This window comes from Massilia forsythiae (genome assembly GCF_012849555.1).
Classification (GTDB): domain Bacteria; phylum Pseudomonadota; class Gammaproteobacteria; order Burkholderiales; family Burkholderiaceae_D; genus Telluria; species Telluria forsythiae.
Window position 1 is genome coordinate 3,602,860 of the sequence record NZ_CP051685.1, and the last position, 18,361, is coordinate 3,621,220.

The 18,361-nt window shown below is 67.3% G+C and carries 15 protein-coding genes; 11 read left to right on the forward strand and 4 right to left on the reverse strand.

All coding sequences use genetic code 11. From position 1 onward, the window contains the following. Positions 1-73 precede the first annotated feature (73 nt). The 4 genes from HH212_RS15435 to HH212_RS15450 form a co-directional block, all read right to left on the reverse strand. The gene (locus HH212_RS15435) at positions 74-2,734 is read right to left on the reverse strand and encodes a hybrid sensor histidine kinase/response regulator (RefSeq protein ID WP_170203282.1); all 2,661 of its coding nucleotides are present in this window, start codon (positions 2,732-2,734) and stop codon (positions 74-76) included. Between the two features lie 235 nt (positions 2,735-2,969). Then, entirely contained in the window at positions 2,970-5,003 is a 2,034-nt protein-coding gene (locus tag HH212_RS15440) for a TonB-dependent receptor (protein WP_170203283.1), read from the reverse strand. Between the two features lie 101 nt (positions 5,004-5,104). Further along, the gene (locus tag HH212_RS15445) at positions 5,105-5,449 is read right to left on the reverse strand and encodes a hypothetical protein (protein ID WP_170203284.1); all 345 of its coding nucleotides are present in this window, start codon (positions 5,447-5,449) and stop codon (positions 5,105-5,107) included. 124 nt (positions 5,450-5,573) lie between these two features. Further along, positions 5,574-6,257, reverse strand: coding sequence for a Bax inhibitor-1/YccA family protein (locus tag HH212_RS15450; protein ID WP_170203285.1), 684 nt, complete (start codon positions 6,255-6,257; stop codon positions 5,574-5,576). A 298-nt stretch (positions 6,258-6,555) separates the two neighbouring features. On the opposite strand from HH212_RS15450, the gene ndk reads away from it, so the two are divergent. The 11 genes from ndk to hflX all read left to right on the forward strand — a co-directional run bounded on the left by ndk (position 6,556) and on the right by hflX (position 18,356). Further along, complete coding sequence (ndk, locus tag HH212_RS15455; RefSeq protein WP_170203286.1) at positions 6,556-6,981, forward strand: nucleoside-diphosphate kinase; 426 nt, start codon at positions 6,556-6,558, stop codon at positions 6,979-6,981. Positions 6,982-7,115: 134 nt separating this feature from the next. Next, complete coding sequence (gene rlmN, locus HH212_RS15460; protein ID WP_170203287.1) at positions 7,116-8,285, forward strand: dual-specificity RNA methyltransferase RlmN; 1,170 nt, start codon at positions 7,116-7,118, stop codon at positions 8,283-8,285. Beyond that, positions 8,285-9,115: a type IV pilus biogenesis/stability protein PilW gene (gene pilW / locus HH212_RS15465; RefSeq protein WP_170203288.1), complete on the forward strand. Its 831-nt coding sequence runs from the start codon at positions 8,285-8,287 to the stop codon at positions 9,113-9,115. The genes rlmN and pilW overlap by 1 nt, the downstream gene beginning before the upstream one ends. 10 nt (positions 9,116-9,125) lie before the next feature. After that, positions 9,126-10,199 carry a helix-turn-helix domain-containing protein gene (locus HH212_RS15470; RefSeq protein ID WP_170203289.1) on the forward strand — a complete coding sequence of 358 codons (1,074 nt, stop codon included), beginning with the start codon at positions 9,126-9,128 and terminating at the stop codon, positions 10,197-10,199. Positions 10,200-10,212: 13 nt separating this feature from the next. Further along, a complete protein-coding gene (ispG, locus tag HH212_RS15475) occupies positions 10,213-11,592 on the forward strand; it encodes a flavodoxin-dependent (E)-4-hydroxy-3-methylbut-2-enyl-diphosphate synthase (protein WP_370663877.1) in 1,380 nt (459 codons plus the stop codon). A 110-nt stretch (positions 11,593-11,702) separates the two neighbouring features. Next, the gene (hisS, locus tag HH212_RS15480; RefSeq protein ID WP_170203290.1) at positions 11,703-13,067 is read left to right on the forward strand and encodes a histidine--tRNA ligase; all 1,365 of its coding nucleotides are present in this window, start codon (positions 11,703-11,705) and stop codon (positions 13,065-13,067) included. A gap of 39 nt (positions 13,068-13,106) precedes the next feature. Then, positions 13,107-13,778: a YfgM family protein gene (locus HH212_RS15485; protein ID WP_170203291.1), complete on the forward strand. Its 672-nt coding sequence runs from the start codon at positions 13,107-13,109 to the stop codon at positions 13,776-13,778. Between the two features lie 227 nt (positions 13,779-14,005). Continuing rightward, positions 14,006-15,160 carry an outer membrane protein assembly factor BamB gene (gene bamB / locus HH212_RS15490; protein ID WP_170203292.1) on the forward strand — a complete coding sequence of 385 codons (1,155 nt, stop codon included), beginning with the start codon at positions 14,006-14,008 and terminating at the stop codon, positions 15,158-15,160. Positions 15,161-15,169: 9 nt separating this feature from the next. Beyond that, positions 15,170-16,513, forward strand: a complete 1,344-nt coding sequence (der, locus tag HH212_RS15495; RefSeq protein ID WP_170203293.1) for a ribosome biogenesis GTPase Der — start codon at positions 15,170-15,172, stop codon at positions 16,511-16,513. A gap of 386 nt (positions 16,514-16,899) precedes the next feature. Further along, the gene (gene hfq, locus HH212_RS15500) at positions 16,900-17,136 is read left to right on the forward strand and encodes an RNA chaperone Hfq (RefSeq protein ID WP_170203294.1); all 237 of its coding nucleotides are present in this window, start codon (positions 16,900-16,902) and stop codon (positions 17,134-17,136) included. 32 nt (positions 17,137-17,168) lie between these two features. Further along, a complete protein-coding gene (hflX, locus tag HH212_RS15505) occupies positions 17,169-18,356 on the forward strand; it encodes a GTPase HflX (RefSeq protein ID WP_170205468.1) in 1,188 nt (395 codons plus the stop codon). Positions 18,357-18,361: the final 5 nt, after the last annotated feature.

Below are 18,361 nucleotides of genomic sequence, written 5' to 3' on the forward strand. Positions count from 1 at the left end.
CGAGGCCGGGGGCGACGGTTTTGAGATCGGGGGAAAGTGGTGATACGTACCGCAACGCACCGGCCCTAACAACCTATTCCGCCCGTCCCACCTTCGCCAGCACCCCGAACAGCGCCTGCGATTCCACCGGCTTGACGAAATAATGATCGAACCCGGCCTCGGCCGCGCTGTCCTGGTCGGCGCGCTGGCCGTAGCCGGTGATCGCCACCAGCAGCGCCTTGTCCGTACCCGGCAGTTTGCGCAGGCGCCGTCCCAGTTCGTAGCCGCTCATGCCCGGCAGGCCGATGTCGAGCAGGAAGCCGTCGAAGGCTTGGCGGGCGGCGCACGCCAGGGCGTCGGCGGGGGTGTGCACCACCGTCACCGTGTGGCCGCCGGCTTCCAGCAGCAAACCGAGGGTCAGGGCCGCGTCGACGTTGTCGTCCACCAGCATCAGGTTCAGGCTGGCGGCGCCGGCGTCGGCCGCGGCGGCCGGCGCCGGCGCCGCGGGTGCGGCCCGGGCCTGCAGGCGCGGCAGGCGCAGCGCGAATTCGCTGCCCATGTTGCGGCCTTCGCTGGTCACGGTGACGCTGCCGCCATGCAGTTCGGCCAGGCTCTTCACCAGCGCCAGTCCCAGGCCCAGGCCGCCCTGGGCGCGGTCGGGGGTGCGTTCGGCCTGTGAGAACAGGTCGAATACGGTCGGCAGCAGCTCGGCCGGGATGCCGATGCCGTTGTCCGACACGCTCACCGATACCTGCTGCGCCGTGCTGTCCATGCACACCGCCAGGCGGCCGCCTTCCGGGGTGTACTTGGCGGCATTGCCGAGCAGGTTGGCGATCACCTGCACCAGGCGCTTGTGGTCGCCTTCGACGCAGGCGGCGCCCGGCTCCTGCGCGACGTGCAGCGCCAGCTGGTGGCGGCGCGCCTCGATCAACGGGCGCACCTGCTCGACCGCGTCGGCGATCACGCGGCGCAGGTCGACCTCGTCGCGCGCCAGCACCACCAGCCCGCGCGTCACGCGCGACACGTCCAGCAGGTCGTCGATGAGGCCGGTCATGTGCGTGACCTGGCGCCCGATGATGGCGCTGGTGCGCTGGGCGCGTTCGCTGTCCGGCGTGCCCATGTTGAGCAGCTGGGCGGCGGCCGAGATCGGCGCCAGCGGGTTCCTCAGTTCGTGCGCCAGCATCGCCAGGAACTCGTCCTTGCGGCGGTCGGCCTGTTGCAGCGCCTGTTCCGCGCGCACCCGTTCGGCCGCGCTCCAGGAGCGCTCTGCCACGTCCTCGATCAGGCGCACGATGTCGGCGCTCCAGACGCGCGGCAGGTTGTCGTTGACGAACAGGCAGGCGCTCAGGACGCCGTTGCGGTTGAGCGGCACCACCACGCACGAGCGGATCTGCATGGCGTTGAAATGCTGCAGGATGTCCGGCGCGCCCGTGCGCGGATCGCGCTGCAGGTCGCTCGAGACCCAGGTGCCCTGGGTCAAGGCGGCGAAGTTGGCAGGGCCGAACATGCCGGACTGGAAGGCGCCGCCCAGCGGCCCGGTCAAGCCGTCGGTGTAGTTCGAATGGAAGGTGACCAGGTCCTTGTCGGCGTCGTAGTCGCCGTACACCACGCGGCTGGCCTGCAGGAAGCGCCCCAGCATGGCGCTGGTGTCGAGGAAGATGCGGCCCGGGTCGCGCAGGCGGCGCAGCAGGTCGGCCAGCTCCAGGCGGAACTCGTTCATGTCGAGCAGCGTGGTCTGGCGCGCCACCGCGTCGCGCAGCGCCTGCGAGGCGCGCACCCGGTCCAGCGCTTCCCAGCTGCGCTCGGCGATGTCGGCGGCCAGGCGCTGGTCTTCCTCGTCCCAGTCGCGCGGCGCGGCTGCGTAGCCGACCAGCGCGCCCTTGAGTTCGCTGCGCCGCACCAGCGGCAGCGCCAGCAGCGCGCGCACGCCGGCTTCGGCGTAGCGGGCGCCGCGCGCCGGCAGGCGCGGGTCGGCGGTGACGTCGCCGACTGCCAGCGGGGCGCCGGTGCGCATCAGCGTCAGCGCCGCGGCGCTGAAGTCGTCCAGCGGCGCGCGCTTGCCGGACAACAGGCCGGTGGCGGCGTCGCCGTCGCGGCCCCAGTCCTGGATCACCTCGACGCTGCCATCCTCCTCGTCGGCCTCGACGTAGCAGACGTGGTCGAGCTGCAGGTATTTGCCGAGCAGGGCGCAGGCGCGCTCGGTGATGTCGGACGGGTGGTACAGGCGGCGCAGGCTGTCGACCACGTGCAGCTGCATCGCGTGGCGGCGTTCGAGCTGGACGCGCTGGGTGGTTTCGCTGGTCACGCACAGCACGCCGCGCACCTTGCCGCCTTCGTCGCGCAGCGGCGAGTAGGCCAGCGTGAACCAGCCGTCGACCCGCTTGCCGTCGCGGTACACCGGGCGCGGCACGTCCTCGCCATAGGTCGAACGGCCCTCCAGCGCGCTCTCGATCAGCGGCTTGACGATCGGCCACAGGTCGGGCCAGGCCTGCGGCAGCGGACGACCGAGCGCGACAGGATGGTGGTTGCCCAGGCGCTCGGCGAAGGCGGCGTTGTACAGCAAGGTCAGCTGCGGTCCCCAGGCAAGGTACATGGGGAACTCGGATTCGAGGATCAGGCTGGCCGCGTTGCGCAGCGCCGGGCTCCAGCAGGCCGGCGCACCGATCGCTGTGTCCGACCAATCGACATCGTGGTAGCCCGCCCGCCTGGCGCCAGTGCCATGAAATAGATGCATGTCACGGGTTGCGATTGTCATGCTTGCGTCTCCCGTACTTGAATACAGCCATTTTATGCACAATCGCAGCCACTTCAATGCACTAGAGAAAATATTCAATTGCCCGAGAAAAAATTTATTTATCTTGGAAATAACAAAACCGCTGTAATCGGCGGTTTCGATGTCGTTTGCATGGCGGCGCGGCGTTCGACGGCATCGGCGCCGTGCGCCGATACAACAACCGGCGGCGGCCGGCGCCGACCGCCGCCGGTGCCCATCAGAACTTGGCGCGCACGCCGAACACGAAGTTTCTACCCGGCAGCGGCGAAATTTCCTTGAGCAGCGAGGTGGACAGGCGGATATCTTCGTTGAGCAGGTTCTTCGCCAGCACGAACCAGGTGAGGTCGGTCTTGTCCAGCTTCTGCGTGTACGACAGGTTGGCGTCGACCTGGTTGTAGCCCGGCGTGGTGCTGTCCTCGAAGGCCGCCAGGCGTTCCTGGCCGCGTGCGTGGATCCAGCTCAGGCCGGCGCGCCAGTCGGCCTGGCGGTAGCCGACGCTGGCGCCGATGCGGTCGGCCGGCTGCAGCGGCAGGCTGCCGCCGCGGTCCAGATTGCCGCGCGAGCTGTCGGCGAACAGGCGGCCGTTCCAGCCCATGCCGACCTGGTTCCAGGTCAGCTCGGCCTCGGCACCCTGGATGTGGGCGTCGGCCTGCTGGAACAGGCGCTGGCGGAATTCGCCGCCCGGGTTGCCGTCCTCGTCGAAGCTGTTGCCGTTCACCTGGCCGTAGATGAAGTTCGACACGTTGTTGCGGAACAGGTTGGCCTTCCAGCGCAGCAGGCCGCTGGTCTTTTGCAGCGACAGCTCGACGTTGCGCGAGATTTCCTTGCGCAGGTCCGGATCGCCGACGTCGAAGGTGAGGGTGGCGTCGTGCGGGCCGCCCGAGTACAGCTCCTCGGTGGCGGGCGCGCGCTGGGCGTAGGACACGGTGGCGCCGGCGGCGTAGTCGCTGGTGAACGGCCACAGCGCGCCGACCGAGCCGGAACCCAGGTCGAAGCGGCGCTCGATGTTGCCGACCGGCTGGCGCTTGACGTTTTCGTAGCGCGCGCCGGCGTTCACGCGCAGCGGCCCGACCGTGGTTTCCTCGACCAGGAACAGTGCGGACGAGGTGGAGTGCGTGACCGGCACCGTGTCCGGGCCGCCGCTCGGGCTCAGCGCCGAGAAATGGGTGTTCTCGGTCTGCACGCCGAAGGTGCCGTGCAGGCCGGCGAGCGGGCGGTGGGTCAGCTCCAGGCGCGATTCGAACGAGCGGTTGGTGAACAGTACCGCCGGTGAGCCGTCTTCTTCCAGCTCGGCGTGCTTGTAGTCGGTGAAGCCGGCCTTGAAGCGCGCGCTTTCCAGGCCCTCGAGCGGATTCTTCACCAGGCTGTCGAAGTCGTAGCGGTTCTGGCGCTGGTCGATGCGCGAGCCCTCGTCGGTCGGGATGCCGTACACGTTGGACAGGTGCGAGGCCGAGAAGCCGGCATAGCCCCAGTCGTCGATGTACGAGCCGCCCAGGCCGATGTTGCGCTCGGCGGTGTCGGAGTGCGGCAGGCGGTCCATCGCGGTGGACGGGTCGTTCAGTACGCGGTTGCCGGGGATCTTGTAGTCGCCCGTGTCGCGCCAGTTGCCGTCGATGTGCAGGCCGAACTTGCCGACCGAGCCGTCGGCCGAGCCGGACACGTTGCGCGCATTGTCGACCGTGCCGTAGCGGGTTTCCAGCTGGCCGATCGGCCTGGCTTCCAGCTCGGTCGGGATGCGCTCGTTGACCACGTTGACCAGGCCGCCGATCGCGCCCGAGCCGTACAGCAGGGCGGCCGGGCCGCGCAGGATCTCGATCTGGCGCGCCACCGCGCCTTCGGAGGCCACCGCGTGGTCGTTCGACAGGCCGGACACGTCGGAGGTGGCCATGCCGTTTTCCAGCATTTTCACGCGCGAGCCTTCCAGGCCGCGGATGATCGGGCGCGAGGCGCCGGCGCCGAAGGCCGAGGCCGAGACGCCGAGTTCGCCCTGCAGGGTTTCGCCCAGCGAGCTGCCGACCTTGTCGCGCAGTTCGTCGCCGGCCAGCACCTTGGCCGGCGTCAGGATCTGGTCGCCTTCGCCGTTGCGCAGCGGGTTGGCGGTAACCACGACCTGCTGGATCTGGCCTTCGCTGACGGTCTGGTTCTGGGGCGCGTCGGCGCTAGCATCGGCGGGGGCGGATGCGGCGGCGAACAGGGCAGGGTGGAAGGCGAGCAGGATCGCGCTGGACAGCAGCGTACGTTGAATCTTCATGGTGTAAAACCTCGGGCAAATGATAACGGTCCGGCCGCGCCGCGCGATGTGGTTGGGCGCAGCGGCGGTCGGGCAAAGCGGGTGGATTGCAGTGCGGGTTATCAGGCCAGGGGCGGGGCGCGCGACTGGAAGACGCAGTCGGTCAGCAGGCAGATGCCGGGCGTGGCCGGCAGGCTGGGGATGGCATAGGCCAGTTCGGCGGGGATGAAGCGGCGGATGCCGGCCGGCAGCGCGAACGCCACCTGGGCGCTGGCGGCGCACTGGCCGCACAGGTCGTGCAGGCCGGGCTTCTGCGGCTTGCCGCCGCCGTCTTCGCCTGCCGGCGCGCCGGCCTGCGCCAGCGCTTCGCGCACCTCGTTCCAGTGCGTATAGCCGTGGCCGAGCGACAGCTGCTGCGAGACGAGCAGCAGCAGCGACAGCAATACATGGACCAGGCTACGCGGCATGCGGGAACGGGATTCGGGGCTGGAGGTGCGACACGGCGCCCATTCTAAGCGCGTTGCGGCGATTCTGACAACGGCGCGAAAAAAAACCGGCCATGAGGCCGGTTTTCGTGAAACGCTGCACCGATCAATCGCGGTTGCCGAAACCGATGCCCAGCAACTGCAGCAGGCTGGTGAAGACGTTGTAGATGTCCAGGTAGATCGACAGCGTGGCGGTGATGTAGTTGGTCTCGCCGCCGTTGACGATGCGCTGCACGTCGAACAGGATGAAGGCCGAGAAGATACCCATCGCCATCACCGACACCACCAGGGTCAGGGCGGTCAGGTGCAGGAAGATGTTGGCGACGCTGGCCAGGATCAGCACGATCACGCCGGCGAACAGCCAGCTGCCCATGCCGGAGAAATCGCGCTTGGTGACGGTGGCGACGGTGGCCATGGTGGCGAACACGATCGCGGTACCGCCGAAGGCCAGCATGATCAGGCCGCCGCCGTTCGAGAAGCCGAGCGTGTAGCGCAGGAGCGGCGTCAGCATCAGGCCCATGAAAAAGGTGAAACCGAGCAGCATCGGCACGCCGAGCGCCGAATCCTTGGTCTTCTGGATGCCGAAGATGAAACCGAAGGCGATGGCGAAGAACACCAGCATGCCGATGCCGCCGCTCAGCATCGGCAGCGCGGTGGTCACGCCGATGTAGGCGCCCAGCACGGTCGGGATCATCGACAGCGCAAGCAGCCAGTAGGTGTTGCGCAGGACGCGGTTGCGCGACGCCTGGCCGGCGCCGACGTCGTAGGTTTTTTGCAGGCTCGGGATCATGTTGCCTCCGTTGGATTGAATGACTGTTGCTGTTGCAGCCCATGTGGGGATGGACCGATCGATTGCCAGCTTACCGTGTAAAGACTGCGGCAGGCTTAGGATTGGTTTAAATTGGCGACCATCCCCGCAGGCCCATACGGTATGTACGCCGCCACTGTAACACTTCGACGCAAAGCGGGCCAATATCGGCCATGCGGAGGAGTTAGAATCTACGGCAATGGCTTCTTATGCTAGAATTGAAGGTTAGTCGGGTTCTTACCTTCTCGATTTAAACCTTTCTTTTCATTGGAGTTTTTACATGGCAATCGAACGCACCCTGTCGATCATCAAACCAGACGCAGTCGCAAAAAACGTGATCGGTCAAATCTACAGCCGCTTTGAAGGCGCCGGCCTGAAGGTCGTGGCCGCCCGCATGGCCCAGCTGTCGCGCGCCGAAGCCGAAGGCTTTTACGCCGTCCACAAGGAGCGTCCGTTCTTCGGCGCCCTGGTCGACTTCATGGTCTCGGGTCCGGTCATGATCCAGGTGCTGGAAGGCGAAGGCGCGATTGCCAAGAACCGCGAACTGATGGGCGCCACCGATCCGAAGAAGGCCGACGCCGGCACCATCCGCGCCGATTTCGCCGACTCGATCGACGCCAACGCCGTGCATGGTTCGGACGCCGCCGAGACCGCCGCCGTGGAAATCGCCTACTATTTCCCGGCACTGAACGTCTACTCGCGTTGATCCGCAGCTGCGGCGCGGCGGACGGATCGTCCGCCGGCGCCCGGCTGCGCATGTTGTAGCCGCCCGCCGACGGCCTGCCACTGACTGGCCGGCTGCCCGCGGGCGGGATTATTTTGGTAAATACAGGAATCGATATGGCCACTCTCACCAACCTGCTGGACTTCGATCCCGCGCAGCTCGTCGCCTACTGCGCCGAGTTGGGGGAGAAGCCATTTCGCGCCAAGCAATTGCAGCGCTGGATCCACCAGTTCGGGGCGTCGAATTTCGACGATATGACCGACCTGGCCAAGTCGCTGCGCGAAAAACTGAAGACCCGCGCCGAGGTCCGTGCGCCGGCCATCATCAGCGACCACACCTCCGCCGACGGCACCCGCAAGTGGCTGGTCGACGTCGGCAACGGCAACGCGGTCGAGACCGTGTTCATCCCGGAAGAGACGCGCGGCACGCTGTGCATCAGCACGCAGGCCGGCTGCGCCGTCAACTGCCGCTTCTGCTCGACCGGCAAGCAGGGCTTCAACCGCAACCTGAGCGTGGCCGAGATCATTGGCCAGCTGTGGATGGCCGAGTTCGAGCTGCGCCGTACCAAGGGCATCGAGCCCGGCCCGAAGGGCGAGCGCCAGATCACCAACGTGGTCATGATGGGCATGGGCGAGCCGCTGCTGAACTTCGAGCCGACCGTCACCGCGCTCAAGCTGATGCTCGACGATAACGCCTACGGCCTGTCGCGCCGTCGGGTGACCCTGTCGACCTCGGGCGTGGTGCCGATGATGGACAAGCTCAGCCAGGAATGCCCGGTGGCCCTCGCGGTGTCGGTGCACGCGTCCAACGACCCGCTGCGCGATGGCCTGGTGCCGCTGAACAAGAAGTACCCGCTGCGCGAGCTGATGGCCGCCTGCCGCCGCTATCTCGAATTCGCGCCGCGCGACTTCATCACCTTCGAATACTGCATGCTCGACGGCGTCAACGACAGCGACGAGCATGCGCGCGAGCTGATCGCCCTGGTCAACGACCCGCAGGTCGGCGTCAATTGCAAGTTCAACCTGATTCCGTTCAACCCGTTCCCGGAATCCGGCCTGCTGCGCTCGAAGAACCCGCGCATCAAGGCCTTCGCCCAGGTACTGATGGATGCCGGCATCGTGACCACCATCCGCAAGACGCGCGGCGACGACATCGACGCCGCCTGCGGCCAGCTGGCCGGCGAGGTGCAGGACCGCACCCGCGTCAACGAGCGCATGAGCAAGATGGCGGAATACCAGCAGAAGTTCGGCGCCAACTTCGGCAAGATCGTGGAGATCGCTTCCTGATGGCTGCGCCGGCCGGACGCAGTGCCCGCACCGCAGCGCTGCTCGCGATCTCGCTCGCGGCGACGCTGCTGCCGGGCTGCGCCGGCACGCAGGGCGGGTACGGCGGCGCGCCGCGCGAATTGCGCACCGCGTCCGACCAGACCGCGGCCGAGAAGCGCGCCCAGATCCGACTGCAGCTGGCGGTCGGCTACTACCAGGACCGCAAGTACGCCATCGCGCTGGACGAGGTCAAGCAGGCCATCGCCGCCGATCCGGACTATGCCGACGCCTACGGCTTCCGCGCCCTGATCTATACCGCCATGGGCGAGAACGCCCTGGCCGACGAGAACTACCGGCACGCGCTGCGCCTGGCGCCGCGCAATCCGGACTTGTCCAACAACTACGGGCTGTTCCTGTGCGAGGCCGGCGGCAAGCCGGCCGAAGCCATGGGCCATTTCGAGGCCGCGCTGAAGAATCCGGCCTACGGTTCGCCGGTAAAGGCCCTGGTCAATGCCGGCAACTGCAGCCTGAAGATGAAGAATACCGACGCGGCCGAGCGCTACCTGCTCGATGCGCTGCGTTACGATCCGGCGCTGCCGGCCGTGAGCAGCGGCCTGGCGCGGGTCTACTTCGAGCGGCGCGACGACAACCGCGCCGGGTTTTTCATCAACCGCTTGACCGAGACGGCGAAACTCGAGACGCTGTCGGCCGACGTGTTGTGGCTGGCCATCCGGGTCGAGCACAGGCTCGGCGACCGGTCCATGGAAGCATCGCTGGCGGCGCAGCTGCGCAAGCGCTTCCCAGGCTCGCCGGAATACGCGGCGTTCGAGCGCGGTGCCTTTAATGAGTGAGACGACAACAATGAGTTCCGAGCGTGCAGAACAGCCGGCGGCGCCCGACAACCGCCACGCCATTCCCGGCAAGACCCTGGCGGCCCAGCGCGAAGCGATGGGGTGGAGCGTGGAACAGGTCGCCGACCAGCTGAAGCTGGCGGTGCGCCAGGTGGTGGCGCTGGAGGCGGGCGACTATGCCGCGCTGCCCAGCCCGGCGGTGACGCGCGGCTTCGTGCGCGCCTACGCCAAGCTGATGAAGCTGGACCCGGCGCCGCTGGTGGCGCAGATCGAGATGGACACGCCGCCGGTCCCGAGCGGCAACACCGCCGCTGCGGCCGCCGCGCGCCGTCCGAGTCCGACGTCGTTTTCGGAAGCCAAGTTCCCGCTGCATAACAAGCGCAGCAAGCTGCCGCTGGCCTGGATCGGCGGCGCCGTCGCCGTGGTGGCCGCCGCCGCCGCGGCATGGCACTTCGGCCTGCTGCCGACCGGCCAGCACGGCGACGCCGCGGCGACATCGACGAGCGTGACCACGCCGGCCGGCGCCGCCGCGGAGGGCGCGCACGGCAGCACGGTCGAGACGCTGCAGAATCCGTCGGTGCCGCTGATCTCGGTGCCGGCGCCGAACGCGGCCTCCGCATCGACGACGGCCGCGCCGGGCGTCGCCACGCCGGGCGTCGCTACGCCGGGCGCAGCCGCCGGCGGCGCCGTGGTCAACGTGCCCGCCACCACCGCCACGGGCGCGCCGCCCGCCGCCGTGCCAGCCGCGGCGGCGACGCCCGCGAACGTCGCCAATGCCGCCGCAACCCCGGCCGCCGGTAGCGGCGTGGCGACGCCCGGCGTGGCGACGCCCGGCGTAGCGACGCCCGGCGCGCTCGTGCTGAACGTGCGCCAGGATTCGTGGATCGAGGTCAGGCCGGGCAAGGGCGGCGCGCCGCTGATCTCGCGCCTGGTCAAGGCCGGCAGCACCGAGACCGTGAATGTCAGCGGCCCGGTGCGCGTCACCGTCGGCAATCCGGGCGGCGTCTCGGTCACCCTGCGCGGCGCCCCGGTGGCGCTGCCGCCGGTGCCGGGCAAGACCCTGGCGCGCGTGAACCTGGAATGAAGCACAACGTACCATGACCAACCCAATGTCCTCTCCAATGACGAACACGCCCGACGCGCCGGAGGCGGTGCGCATGCTAGATGCCGCCCCGGATACGCCGGACACCGTGCCGCCCGACGCGGCGCCGGCCGGCCCGTCGCCGATCCCTTCCGGTCCGCTGGGCCGGCGCGCCAGCCGCGGCGTGCTGGTCAGCCACGGCGCGCGCCAGGTGCGCATCGGCGGCGACGCCCCGGTGGTGGTGCAGTCGATGACCAATACCGACACCGCCGACGCCATCGGCACCGCGATCCAGGTGAAGGAACTGGCGCGCGCCGGTTCCGAGATCGTCCGCATCACCGTCGACACGCCGGCGGCGGCGGCGGCGGTGCCGGCGATCCGCGAGCAGCTCGACCGCATGGGCGTGGACGTGCCGCTGGTCGGCGACTTCCACTACAACGGCCACCTGCTGCTGCGCGACTATCCGGAATGCGCGCAGGCGCTGTCGAAGTACCGCATCAATCCGGGCAACGTCGGCAAGGGCGCCAAGCGCGACAGCCAGTTCGCCCAGATGATCGAGATCGCGATCCGCAACGACAAGCCGGTGCGCATCGGCGTCAACTGGGGCAGCCTGGACCAGGCGCTGCTGGCGCGCATCATGGACGAGAACGCCGCGCGCGCGCAGCCGTGGAGCGCCCAGGCGGTGATGTACGAAGCCTTGATCACCTCGGCCATCGAGAACGCCCAGCGCGCCGAGGAAATCGGCATGCGCCGCGACCAGATCGTCCTGTCGTGCAAGGTCTCCGGCGTGCAGGACCTGATCGCGGTGTACCGCGAGCTGGCCCGGCGCTGCGACTATGCGCTGCACCTGGGCCTGACCGAGGCCGGCATGGGCAGCAAGGGCATCGTGGCCTCGACCGCCGCCCTGTCCGTGCTGCTGCAGGAAGGCATCGGCGACACCATCCGCATCTCGCTGACGCCGGAGCCGGGCGGCGACCGCACGCGCGAAGTCGTGGTCGGCCAGGAAATCCTGCAGACCATGGGCCTGCGCAAGTTCACGCCGATGGTGATCGCCTGCCCGGGCTGCGGGCGCACCACGTCGACCGTGTTCCAGGAGCTGGCGGACAACATCCAGACCTTCCTGCGCGAGCAGATGCCGGAATGGAAGAAGACCTACCCGGGCGTGGAAGCGATGAACGTGGCCGTGATGGGCTGCATCGTCAACGGTCCGGGCGAATCGAAGCACGCGAATATCGGCATCAGCCTGCCCGGCACCGGCGAATCGCCGGCGGCCCCGGTCTTTGTGGATGGCGAAAAGGTCGCTACACTGCGCGGTGAGCGCATCGTCGACGAGTTCCAGGCGATCGTGCTGGAATACGTGAAGAAAAATTACGGTCGAGAGACCGCGAATAGCTAGCGTCGTCCCCGCGCAGGCGGGGACCCATGCCGAGTTGGCCGAAGATGCTCCGTATGGGTTCCCGCCAAGGCGACCGGCCAGGGCGGGAACGACGCCGAGGAAGAAATAGAATGTCCGAGAAAAAAGAAAAAATCAGCGCCATCAAAGGCATGAACGACATCCTCCCGGCCGACGCGCCGCTGTGGGAACTGTTCGAAAACACCGCCGAGTCGGTCTTGAAAAGCTACGGCTACCAGAAGATCGTCACCCCGATCGTCGAGGAAACCGGCCTGTTCGCGCGCGCCATCGGCGCCGTCACCGACATCGTCGAGAAGGAAATGTATTCGTTCACCGACGCGATGAACGGCGACCTGCTGACGCTGCGTCCGGAAGGCACCGCCGGCGTGGTGCGCGCCGTGGTCGAGCACAACATGGCCTACGACGGTCCCAAGCGCCTGTGGTACAAGGGCCCGATGTTCCGCCACGAGCGTCCGCAGCGCGGCCGCTACCGCCAGTTCTTCCAGTTCGGCGCGGAAGCGATCGGCTTTTCCGGCCCGGACATCGACGCCGAGCTGATCATGCTGTGCCGCCGCCTGTGGGACGACATCGGCCTCGACGAGATCCGCCTGGAACTGAATTCGATCGGCAATGCCGACGAGCGCCAGCGCCACCGCGCCGACCTGATCGCCTATTTCGAAGCCAACATCGACGTGCTGGACGCCGAGGCCAAGCGCCGCCTGCACGCCAATCCGCTGCGCATCCTGGACACCAAGAATCCGGCGATGCAGGATCTGGTCAACGCCGCGCCGCAGCTGCTGTCCTACCTGGGCGAGGAGTCGCTGGCGCACTTCGAGGGTCTCAAGAAAATCCTCGACGCCGCCAACGTCCAGTACACGGTCAACCCGCGCCTGGTGCGCGGCCTGGACTACTACAACCGCACCGTGTTCGAGTGGGTCACCGACGCCCTCGGCGCCCAGGGCACCGTGTGCGCGGGCGGCCGCTACGATCCGCTGATCGAGACCTTCGGCGGCAAGCCGACCCCGGGCATCGGCTTCGCCATGGGCATCGAACGCCTGATCGAGCTGATGAAGGCGCAGGGCGAACCGGCCGCGCCGGGCCAGTGCGACGTCTACATGGTGCACCAGGGCGATGAGGCGCGCATGAAGGCCTTCATCCTGGCCGAGCGCATCCGCGACGCCGGCCTGGACGTGGTGCTGCACTGCGCCACCCCGGCTGGCGCCGGCAGCTTCAAGAGCCAGATGAAAAAGGCGGACGCCTCGGGCGCCGCCTTCGCCGTGATCATCGGCGAGGACGAGGTCGCCAAGGACGAGGTCGCGGTCAAGTCGCTGCGCGCCGCGCAGGGCGAAAACGCGCAGCAGGCCACCGTCGCCTTCGGCGCCGCGGTCGACTACCTGGTCGACCAGATCGTCGGCGGCGGTGGCGAGCACGACTGCGGCCCCGATTGCGACGACCACCATCACGTGCACCGCCCGTAATCCCAACCATCCGATCCACCGATAACTTACAACACGTCCATGGCATACGATCTCGAAGAACAGGAACAGATAGCCAATTTCAAGGCTTTCTGGAACCGTTTCGGCAACCTGATCAGCTGGGTGCTGATCCTGGCCTGCGGCGCTTATGCCGCCTACAATTTCTGGAACTCGCACGAACGCGACCTGTCGCGCGAAGCGTCCAACCGCTACGTGCTGCTGACCGAGGCGCTCGACGCCAAGGACAACGCCAAGGTGCAGCGCATCGCCGGCGAAGTCGAGAAGGGATATGGCCGCAGCGCCTATGCCCCGATGGCGGCGCTGGCCGCCGCCAAGTCGGCCTTCGACGCCAACGACCTGAAGACCGCCAAGGCGCAGCTGCAGTGGGCGATCGACCACGGCAACGACGAGTACAAGTCGGTGGCGCGCCTGCGCCTGTCCGGCGTGCTGCTCGACGAAAAAGCCTACGACGGCGCGCTGGCCGCGCTGAACGGCGACTTCCTGCCGCAGTTCGCCGCCGAGGTGGCCGACCGCAGGGGCGACGTGCTGGTGGCGCAGAACAAGCTGGCGGACGCGCGCACCGCCTACCAGAACGCGCTCGACAAGATGGGCAAACAGCATCCTGGCCGCCAGATCGTGCAGGTCAAGCTGGACGCCATCGGCGGCGCGCCGGTGAATCCGGCCGTGACCGTGACGCAGAAAGCCGCCGCGTAATCGTCGAGCGTTACGTAATTTGTCGGTCGCAGCATAACCACCGTCGTTCCCGCGCAGGCGGGAATCCATACTGAAGCACAGAAATCGTTCATTTGCGTATTTTGCGGCCTCTCATATGTCGCGTCATGGATGCTCTGTATGGGTCCCCGCCGAGGCGCCCGGCTAGGGCGGGGACGACGCTCAAGTTGCTCTCGCAAGCTGATTTTCAGAACAAGGTAAAAAACAACATGCGTATTTCCCGCAAGCTGGTTGGTGTCGGTGTCCTCGCCCTGATGACGGGCTGCTCGACGATTAGTTCGCTCAATCCGTTCGCCTCGAAGCCGAAAGGCAACCTGCCGGCGCCGCTGGTCGAGCTGAAGGCGTCGATGGCGGTGCGTACCGCGTGGAAGCTGGAAGTCGGCAAGTCCAACAACTACCCGCTGACGCCTGCGCTGGCCGGCAACACCGTGGTCGCCGCCGGCGGCGACGGCACCCTGGTGCGCGTGGACGCCGCCAGCGGCCGCCAGCTGTGGCGCGTGAAAGCCGGCAGCGACCTGACCGCCGGCGTCGGCACCGACGGCGAGACCATCGTGGTGGGCGGCGCCAAGGGCGTGCTGATGGCCTTCGACATGGACGGCAAGCCGCTGTGGAAAGCCCAGTTGTCGAGCGAGATCCTGTCGGCGCCGGCCGTGGGGCAGGGCGTGGTGGTGGCGCGCAGCATCGACAACCGCATCGTCGGCTACGACGTCAAGACCGGCCAGAAGAAGTGGACCGTGCAGCGTACTTCGCCGCCGCTGACCCTGCGCCTGGCGCCGGGCATGGTGGTGCACGACAAGGACGTCATCATCGCCCAGCCGGGCGGCAAGCTGATGTCGCTGATCCTGGCCACCGGCGCGCCGCGCTGGGAAATCGAGGTCGGCGTGGCCAAGGGCGCCACCGAACTGGAGCGCGTGACCGACATCGGCGGCTACCCGGTGGTCTACGAGGGCGATGTCTGCGCCGTGACCTACCAGGGCCGCGTCGGCTGCTTCGACCTGGCCACCGGCAGCCCGCGCTGGACCCGCGACATCTCGTCCGAGGCCGGCGTGGCGGTCGACCAGCGCTTCGTGTTCGTCCCGGACGACAAGGGTGCCGTCTCCGCCTACAACCGCGACGGCGGCACCAGCGCCTGGAAGAACGACAAGCTGTCCTACCGCCGCCTGTCGACCCCGGTCTCCTACGGCCGCACGGTGGCGGTGGGCGACTACCAGGGCTACGTGCACTTCCTGTCGCGCGAGGACGGCGCCTTCCTGGCGCGCGCCGCCACCGACGGCAGCGCCATCTCGTCGACCCCGCTGGTGGCGGGGTCGAACCTGATTTTTCAAACACAAAATGGAACTGTGACCGCCATCGCGGTCGAATAGCATAATTACATGAAGCCGGTAATCGCACTCGTTGGACGCCCGAACGTCGGGAAGTCGACCTTATTCAACCGCATGACCCGCTCGCGCGACGCGCTGGTGGCGGACCTGCCCGGCCTCACGCGCGACCGCCACTACGGCGAAGGGCGCATGGGCGAACGCCCGTTCCTGGTGATCGACACCGGCGGTTTCGAGCCGGTCGCCAAGGAAGGCATCATGCACGAGATGGCGCTGCAGACGCGCCAGGCGGTGGCCGAGGCCGACGTGGTGATGTTCATCGTCGACGGCCGCCAGGGCCTGACCCCGCACGACAAGACCATCACCGACTTCCTGCGCAAGTCGGGCCGCAAGGTCATGCTGGTGGTGAACAAGTCCGAGGGCATGAAGTACACCTCGGTCACCGCCGAGTTCTACGAGCTCGGCATGGGCGACCCGTATGTGATCTCGGCCGCCCACGGCGACGGCGTGCTCGACCTGGTCAACGAGGCGATCGACGAAGCCGTGACCCTGCGTCCGGCCGAGGAGGCCGAGTTCGACCCGGCCGACCACGGCGTCAAGATCGCGCTGGTGGGGCGCCCGAACGTCGGCAAGTCGACCCTGATCAATACCCTGGTCGGCGAGCAGCGCGTGATCGCCTTCGACATGCCGGGCACCACGCGCGACTCGATCGAGGTGCCGTTCGAAAAGAACGGCAAGAACTACACGCTGATCGACACCGCCGGCATCCGCCGCCGCGGCAAGGTGTTCGAGGCCATCGAAAAATTCTCGGTGGTCAAGACGCTGCAATCGATCTCGGAGGCCAACGTGGTCGTGCTGATGCTGGACGCCCAGCTCGACATTTCCGAGCAGGACGCGCACATCGCCGGCTTCATCCTGGAAACCGGGCGCGCGCTGGTGGTGGCCGTCAACAAGTGGGACGGCTTGACCTCCGACCAGCGCGACCAGGTCAAGAACGACATCGACCGCAAGCTGGACTTCCTCGGCTTCGCCGAAATGAAGTTCATCTCGGCGCTGAAGGGCACCGGCATTCCGCAGCTGCTGAAGTCGGTGGACACCGCCTATGCCGCCGCCACCGCCAAGCTCAGCACGCCGCGCCTGACGCGCGCGCTGCAGGAAGCGATCGAGAAGCAGGAACCGAAGCGCAAGGGCAGCACCCGCCCGAAGATGCGCTACGCCCACCAGGGCGGCCAGAATCCGCCGATCATCGTCATCCACGGCAATGCGCTGGACGGCATCACCGAGCCGTACAAGCGCTACCTGGAAAAGCACTTCCGCGATACCTTCGACCTGATCGGCACGCCGTTGCGGATCGAGCTGCGCAGCGGCAAGAACCCGTTTGCCAAAGGCGGCGAGTAAAACGCTTCGACGACGTACCGCGCGGCAAGCCACCTGCACGTCGTCCCCGCGCAGGCGGGGACCCATACGTGGCAACTATCGTCGGCCTGCCGGCACTGCGGCTGCATGACACTCTGCATGGGTCCCCGCCTGCGCGGGGAAGACGGTCTCTAGGTCAGTACGATCATCTTGGACAGTCATGTGCCTGCGCGGGCGTCGTCGCAGGCGTGCCTGGGGCGACGGCAACGCGGCTTTAAGCGTTTCATAAGCCTAGCAGGACGACAAAAATCGGTGAAACAGGGTAGAGTAGCCCTAGGAAAGCATTCAACCCGAGAATGCTGGCCCAAGCACTTGAAAAACGGCATACCGCCTCAATTTTTATACGACAACAACATTACGGAGCTGTTATGAGCAACAAAGGGCAACTGTTACAAGACCCATTCCTGAACGCCTTGCGCAAGGAGCATGTCCCTGTTTCGATCTACCTGGTCAACGGCATCAAGCTGCAAGGCCACATCGAATCCTTCGACCAGTACGTGGTCTTGCTGCGTAACACGGTTACCCAGATGGTCTACAAGCACGCAATCTCCACCGTCGTTCCGGCCCGCGCCGTCAACCTCAACCTCGAGCACGACGCTGAGTGAGGGACAAGCCTGACGGCCAGGGCGCCGACACCATGCGCGCGGCACTGGTCGGCATCGACTTCGGCGCCGGCGACTTCAAGGCCAGCCTGGAAGAGCTGGCGCTGCTGGCGCGTTCCGCCGGCGCCACGCCGGTCACCACCATCACCGCCAAACGCAGCAGCCCCGATCCGGCCCACTTCGTCGGCAGCGGCAAGGCCGACGAGATCGCCCAGGCCTGCCTGGCCGAGCACATCGACATCGTCATCTTCAACCACGCCCTGTCGCCCGCCCAGCAGCGCAACCTGGAGCGGCGCCTCAACATCCGCGTGGTCGACCGCACCAGCCTGATCCTCGATATCTTCGCCCAGCGCGCCCAGAGCCACGAGGGCAAGCTGCAGGTCGAGCTGGCGCAGCTGCAGCACCTGGCCACGCGCCTGATCCGCGGCTGGACCCACCTGGAGCGCCAGAAGGGCGGTATCGGCCTGCGCGGTCCCGGCGAAACCCAGCTGGAGACCGACCGCCGCCTGATCGGCGAGCGCGTCAAGATGCTGCGCGCGCGCCTGTCCAAGCTGCGCAAGCAGCACGAGACCCAGCGCCGTGCGCGTGGCCGCAACAAGACTTTTTCGGTATCGCTGGTCGGCTATACCAATGCCGGCAAGTCGACCTTGTTCAACACCCTGACCAAGGCCGGGGTGTACGTGGCGAACCAGCTGTTCGCGACCCTGGACACCACCAGCCGCCGCCTGTACCTGGGCGAGGAAACCGGCAACGTGGTCATGTCGGATACCGTCGGCTTCGTGCGCGAACTGCCGCACCAGCTGGTGGCGGCGTTCCGCGCCACGCTCGAGGAAACCATCCACGCCGACCTGCTGTTGCACGTGGTGGACGGCTCGTCGCCGGTGCGCATGGAGCAGATCCAGCAGGTCAACGAGGTGCTGCGCGAGATCGGCGCCGACCACATTCCGCAGATCCTGGTGTGGAACAAGATCGATGCGGCCGGCCTCGAGCCGGGAGTGGAACGTGATGAATATGATAAAATCAGCCGCGTTTTCATCAGCGCCCACAGCGGCGCCGGCCTGGACCTGCTGCGCGAGGCGATCGTCGAGGCGGCGCGCCGCGGACCCGGTCCGGCGCAGTCCGACGAGGACGCCGACCCACGCGGCTTCGTGCACGACCTGGAAACCGGCATCAGTGGCCCGGCCGAGAGTATTTCCGCAACCACGCCTGTCGGGCCGCATTGAGCGTT

What these genes read in the sequence shown, in the direction of transcription:
- hisS (WP_170203290.1), top strand. Translation starts at nt 11,703, where the DNA reads ATGTCCGAGAAAAAAGAAAAAATCAGCGCCATCAAAGGCATGAACGAC.
- rlmN (WP_170203287.1), top strand. Translation starts at nt 7,116, where the DNA reads ATGGCCACTCTCACCAACCTGCTGGACTTCGATCCCGCGCAGCTCGTC.
- HH212_RS15485 (WP_170203291.1), top strand. Translation starts at nt 13,107, where the DNA reads ATGGCATACGATCTCGAAGAACAGGAACAGATAGCCAATTTCAAGGCT.
- ndk (WP_170203286.1), top strand. Translation starts at nt 6,556, where the DNA reads ATGGCAATCGAACGCACCCTGTCGATCATCAAACCAGACGCAGTCGCA.
- HH212_RS15450 (WP_170203285.1), bottom strand. Translation starts at nt 6,257, where the DNA reads ATGATCCCGAGCCTGCAAAAAACCTACGACGTCGGCGCCGGCCAGGCG.
- HH212_RS15435 (WP_170203282.1), bottom strand. Translation starts at nt 2,734, where the DNA reads ATGACAATCGCAACCCGTGACATGCATCTATTTCATGGCACTGGCGCC.
- HH212_RS15440 (WP_170203283.1), bottom strand. Translation starts at nt 5,003, where the DNA reads ATGAAGATTCAACGTACGCTGCTGTCCAGCGCGATCCTGCTCGCCTTC.
- HH212_RS15470 (WP_170203289.1), top strand. Translation starts at nt 9,126, where the DNA reads ATGAGTTCCGAGCGTGCAGAACAGCCGGCGGCGCCCGACAACCGCCAC.
- hflX (WP_170205468.1), top strand. Translation starts at nt 17,169, where the DNA reads ATGCGCGCGGCACTGGTCGGCATCGACTTCGGCGCCGGCGACTTCAAG.
- pilW (WP_170203288.1), top strand. Translation starts at nt 8,285, where the DNA reads ATGGCTGCGCCGGCCGGACGCAGTGCCCGCACCGCAGCGCTGCTCGCG.
- ispG (WP_370663877.1), top strand. Translation starts at nt 10,213, where the DNA reads ATGACCAACCCAATGTCCTCTCCAATGACGAACACGCCCGACGCGCCG.
- der (WP_170203293.1), top strand. Translation starts at nt 15,170, where the DNA reads ATGAAGCCGGTAATCGCACTCGTTGGACGCCCGAACGTCGGGAAGTCG.
- bamB (WP_170203292.1), top strand. Translation starts at nt 14,006, where the DNA reads ATGCGTATTTCCCGCAAGCTGGTTGGTGTCGGTGTCCTCGCCCTGATG.
- hfq (WP_170203294.1), top strand. Translation starts at nt 16,900, where the DNA reads ATGAGCAACAAAGGGCAACTGTTACAAGACCCATTCCTGAACGCCTTG.
- HH212_RS15445 (WP_170203284.1), bottom strand. Translation starts at nt 5,449, where the DNA reads ATGCCGCGTAGCCTGGTCCATGTATTGCTGTCGCTGCTGCTGCTCGTC.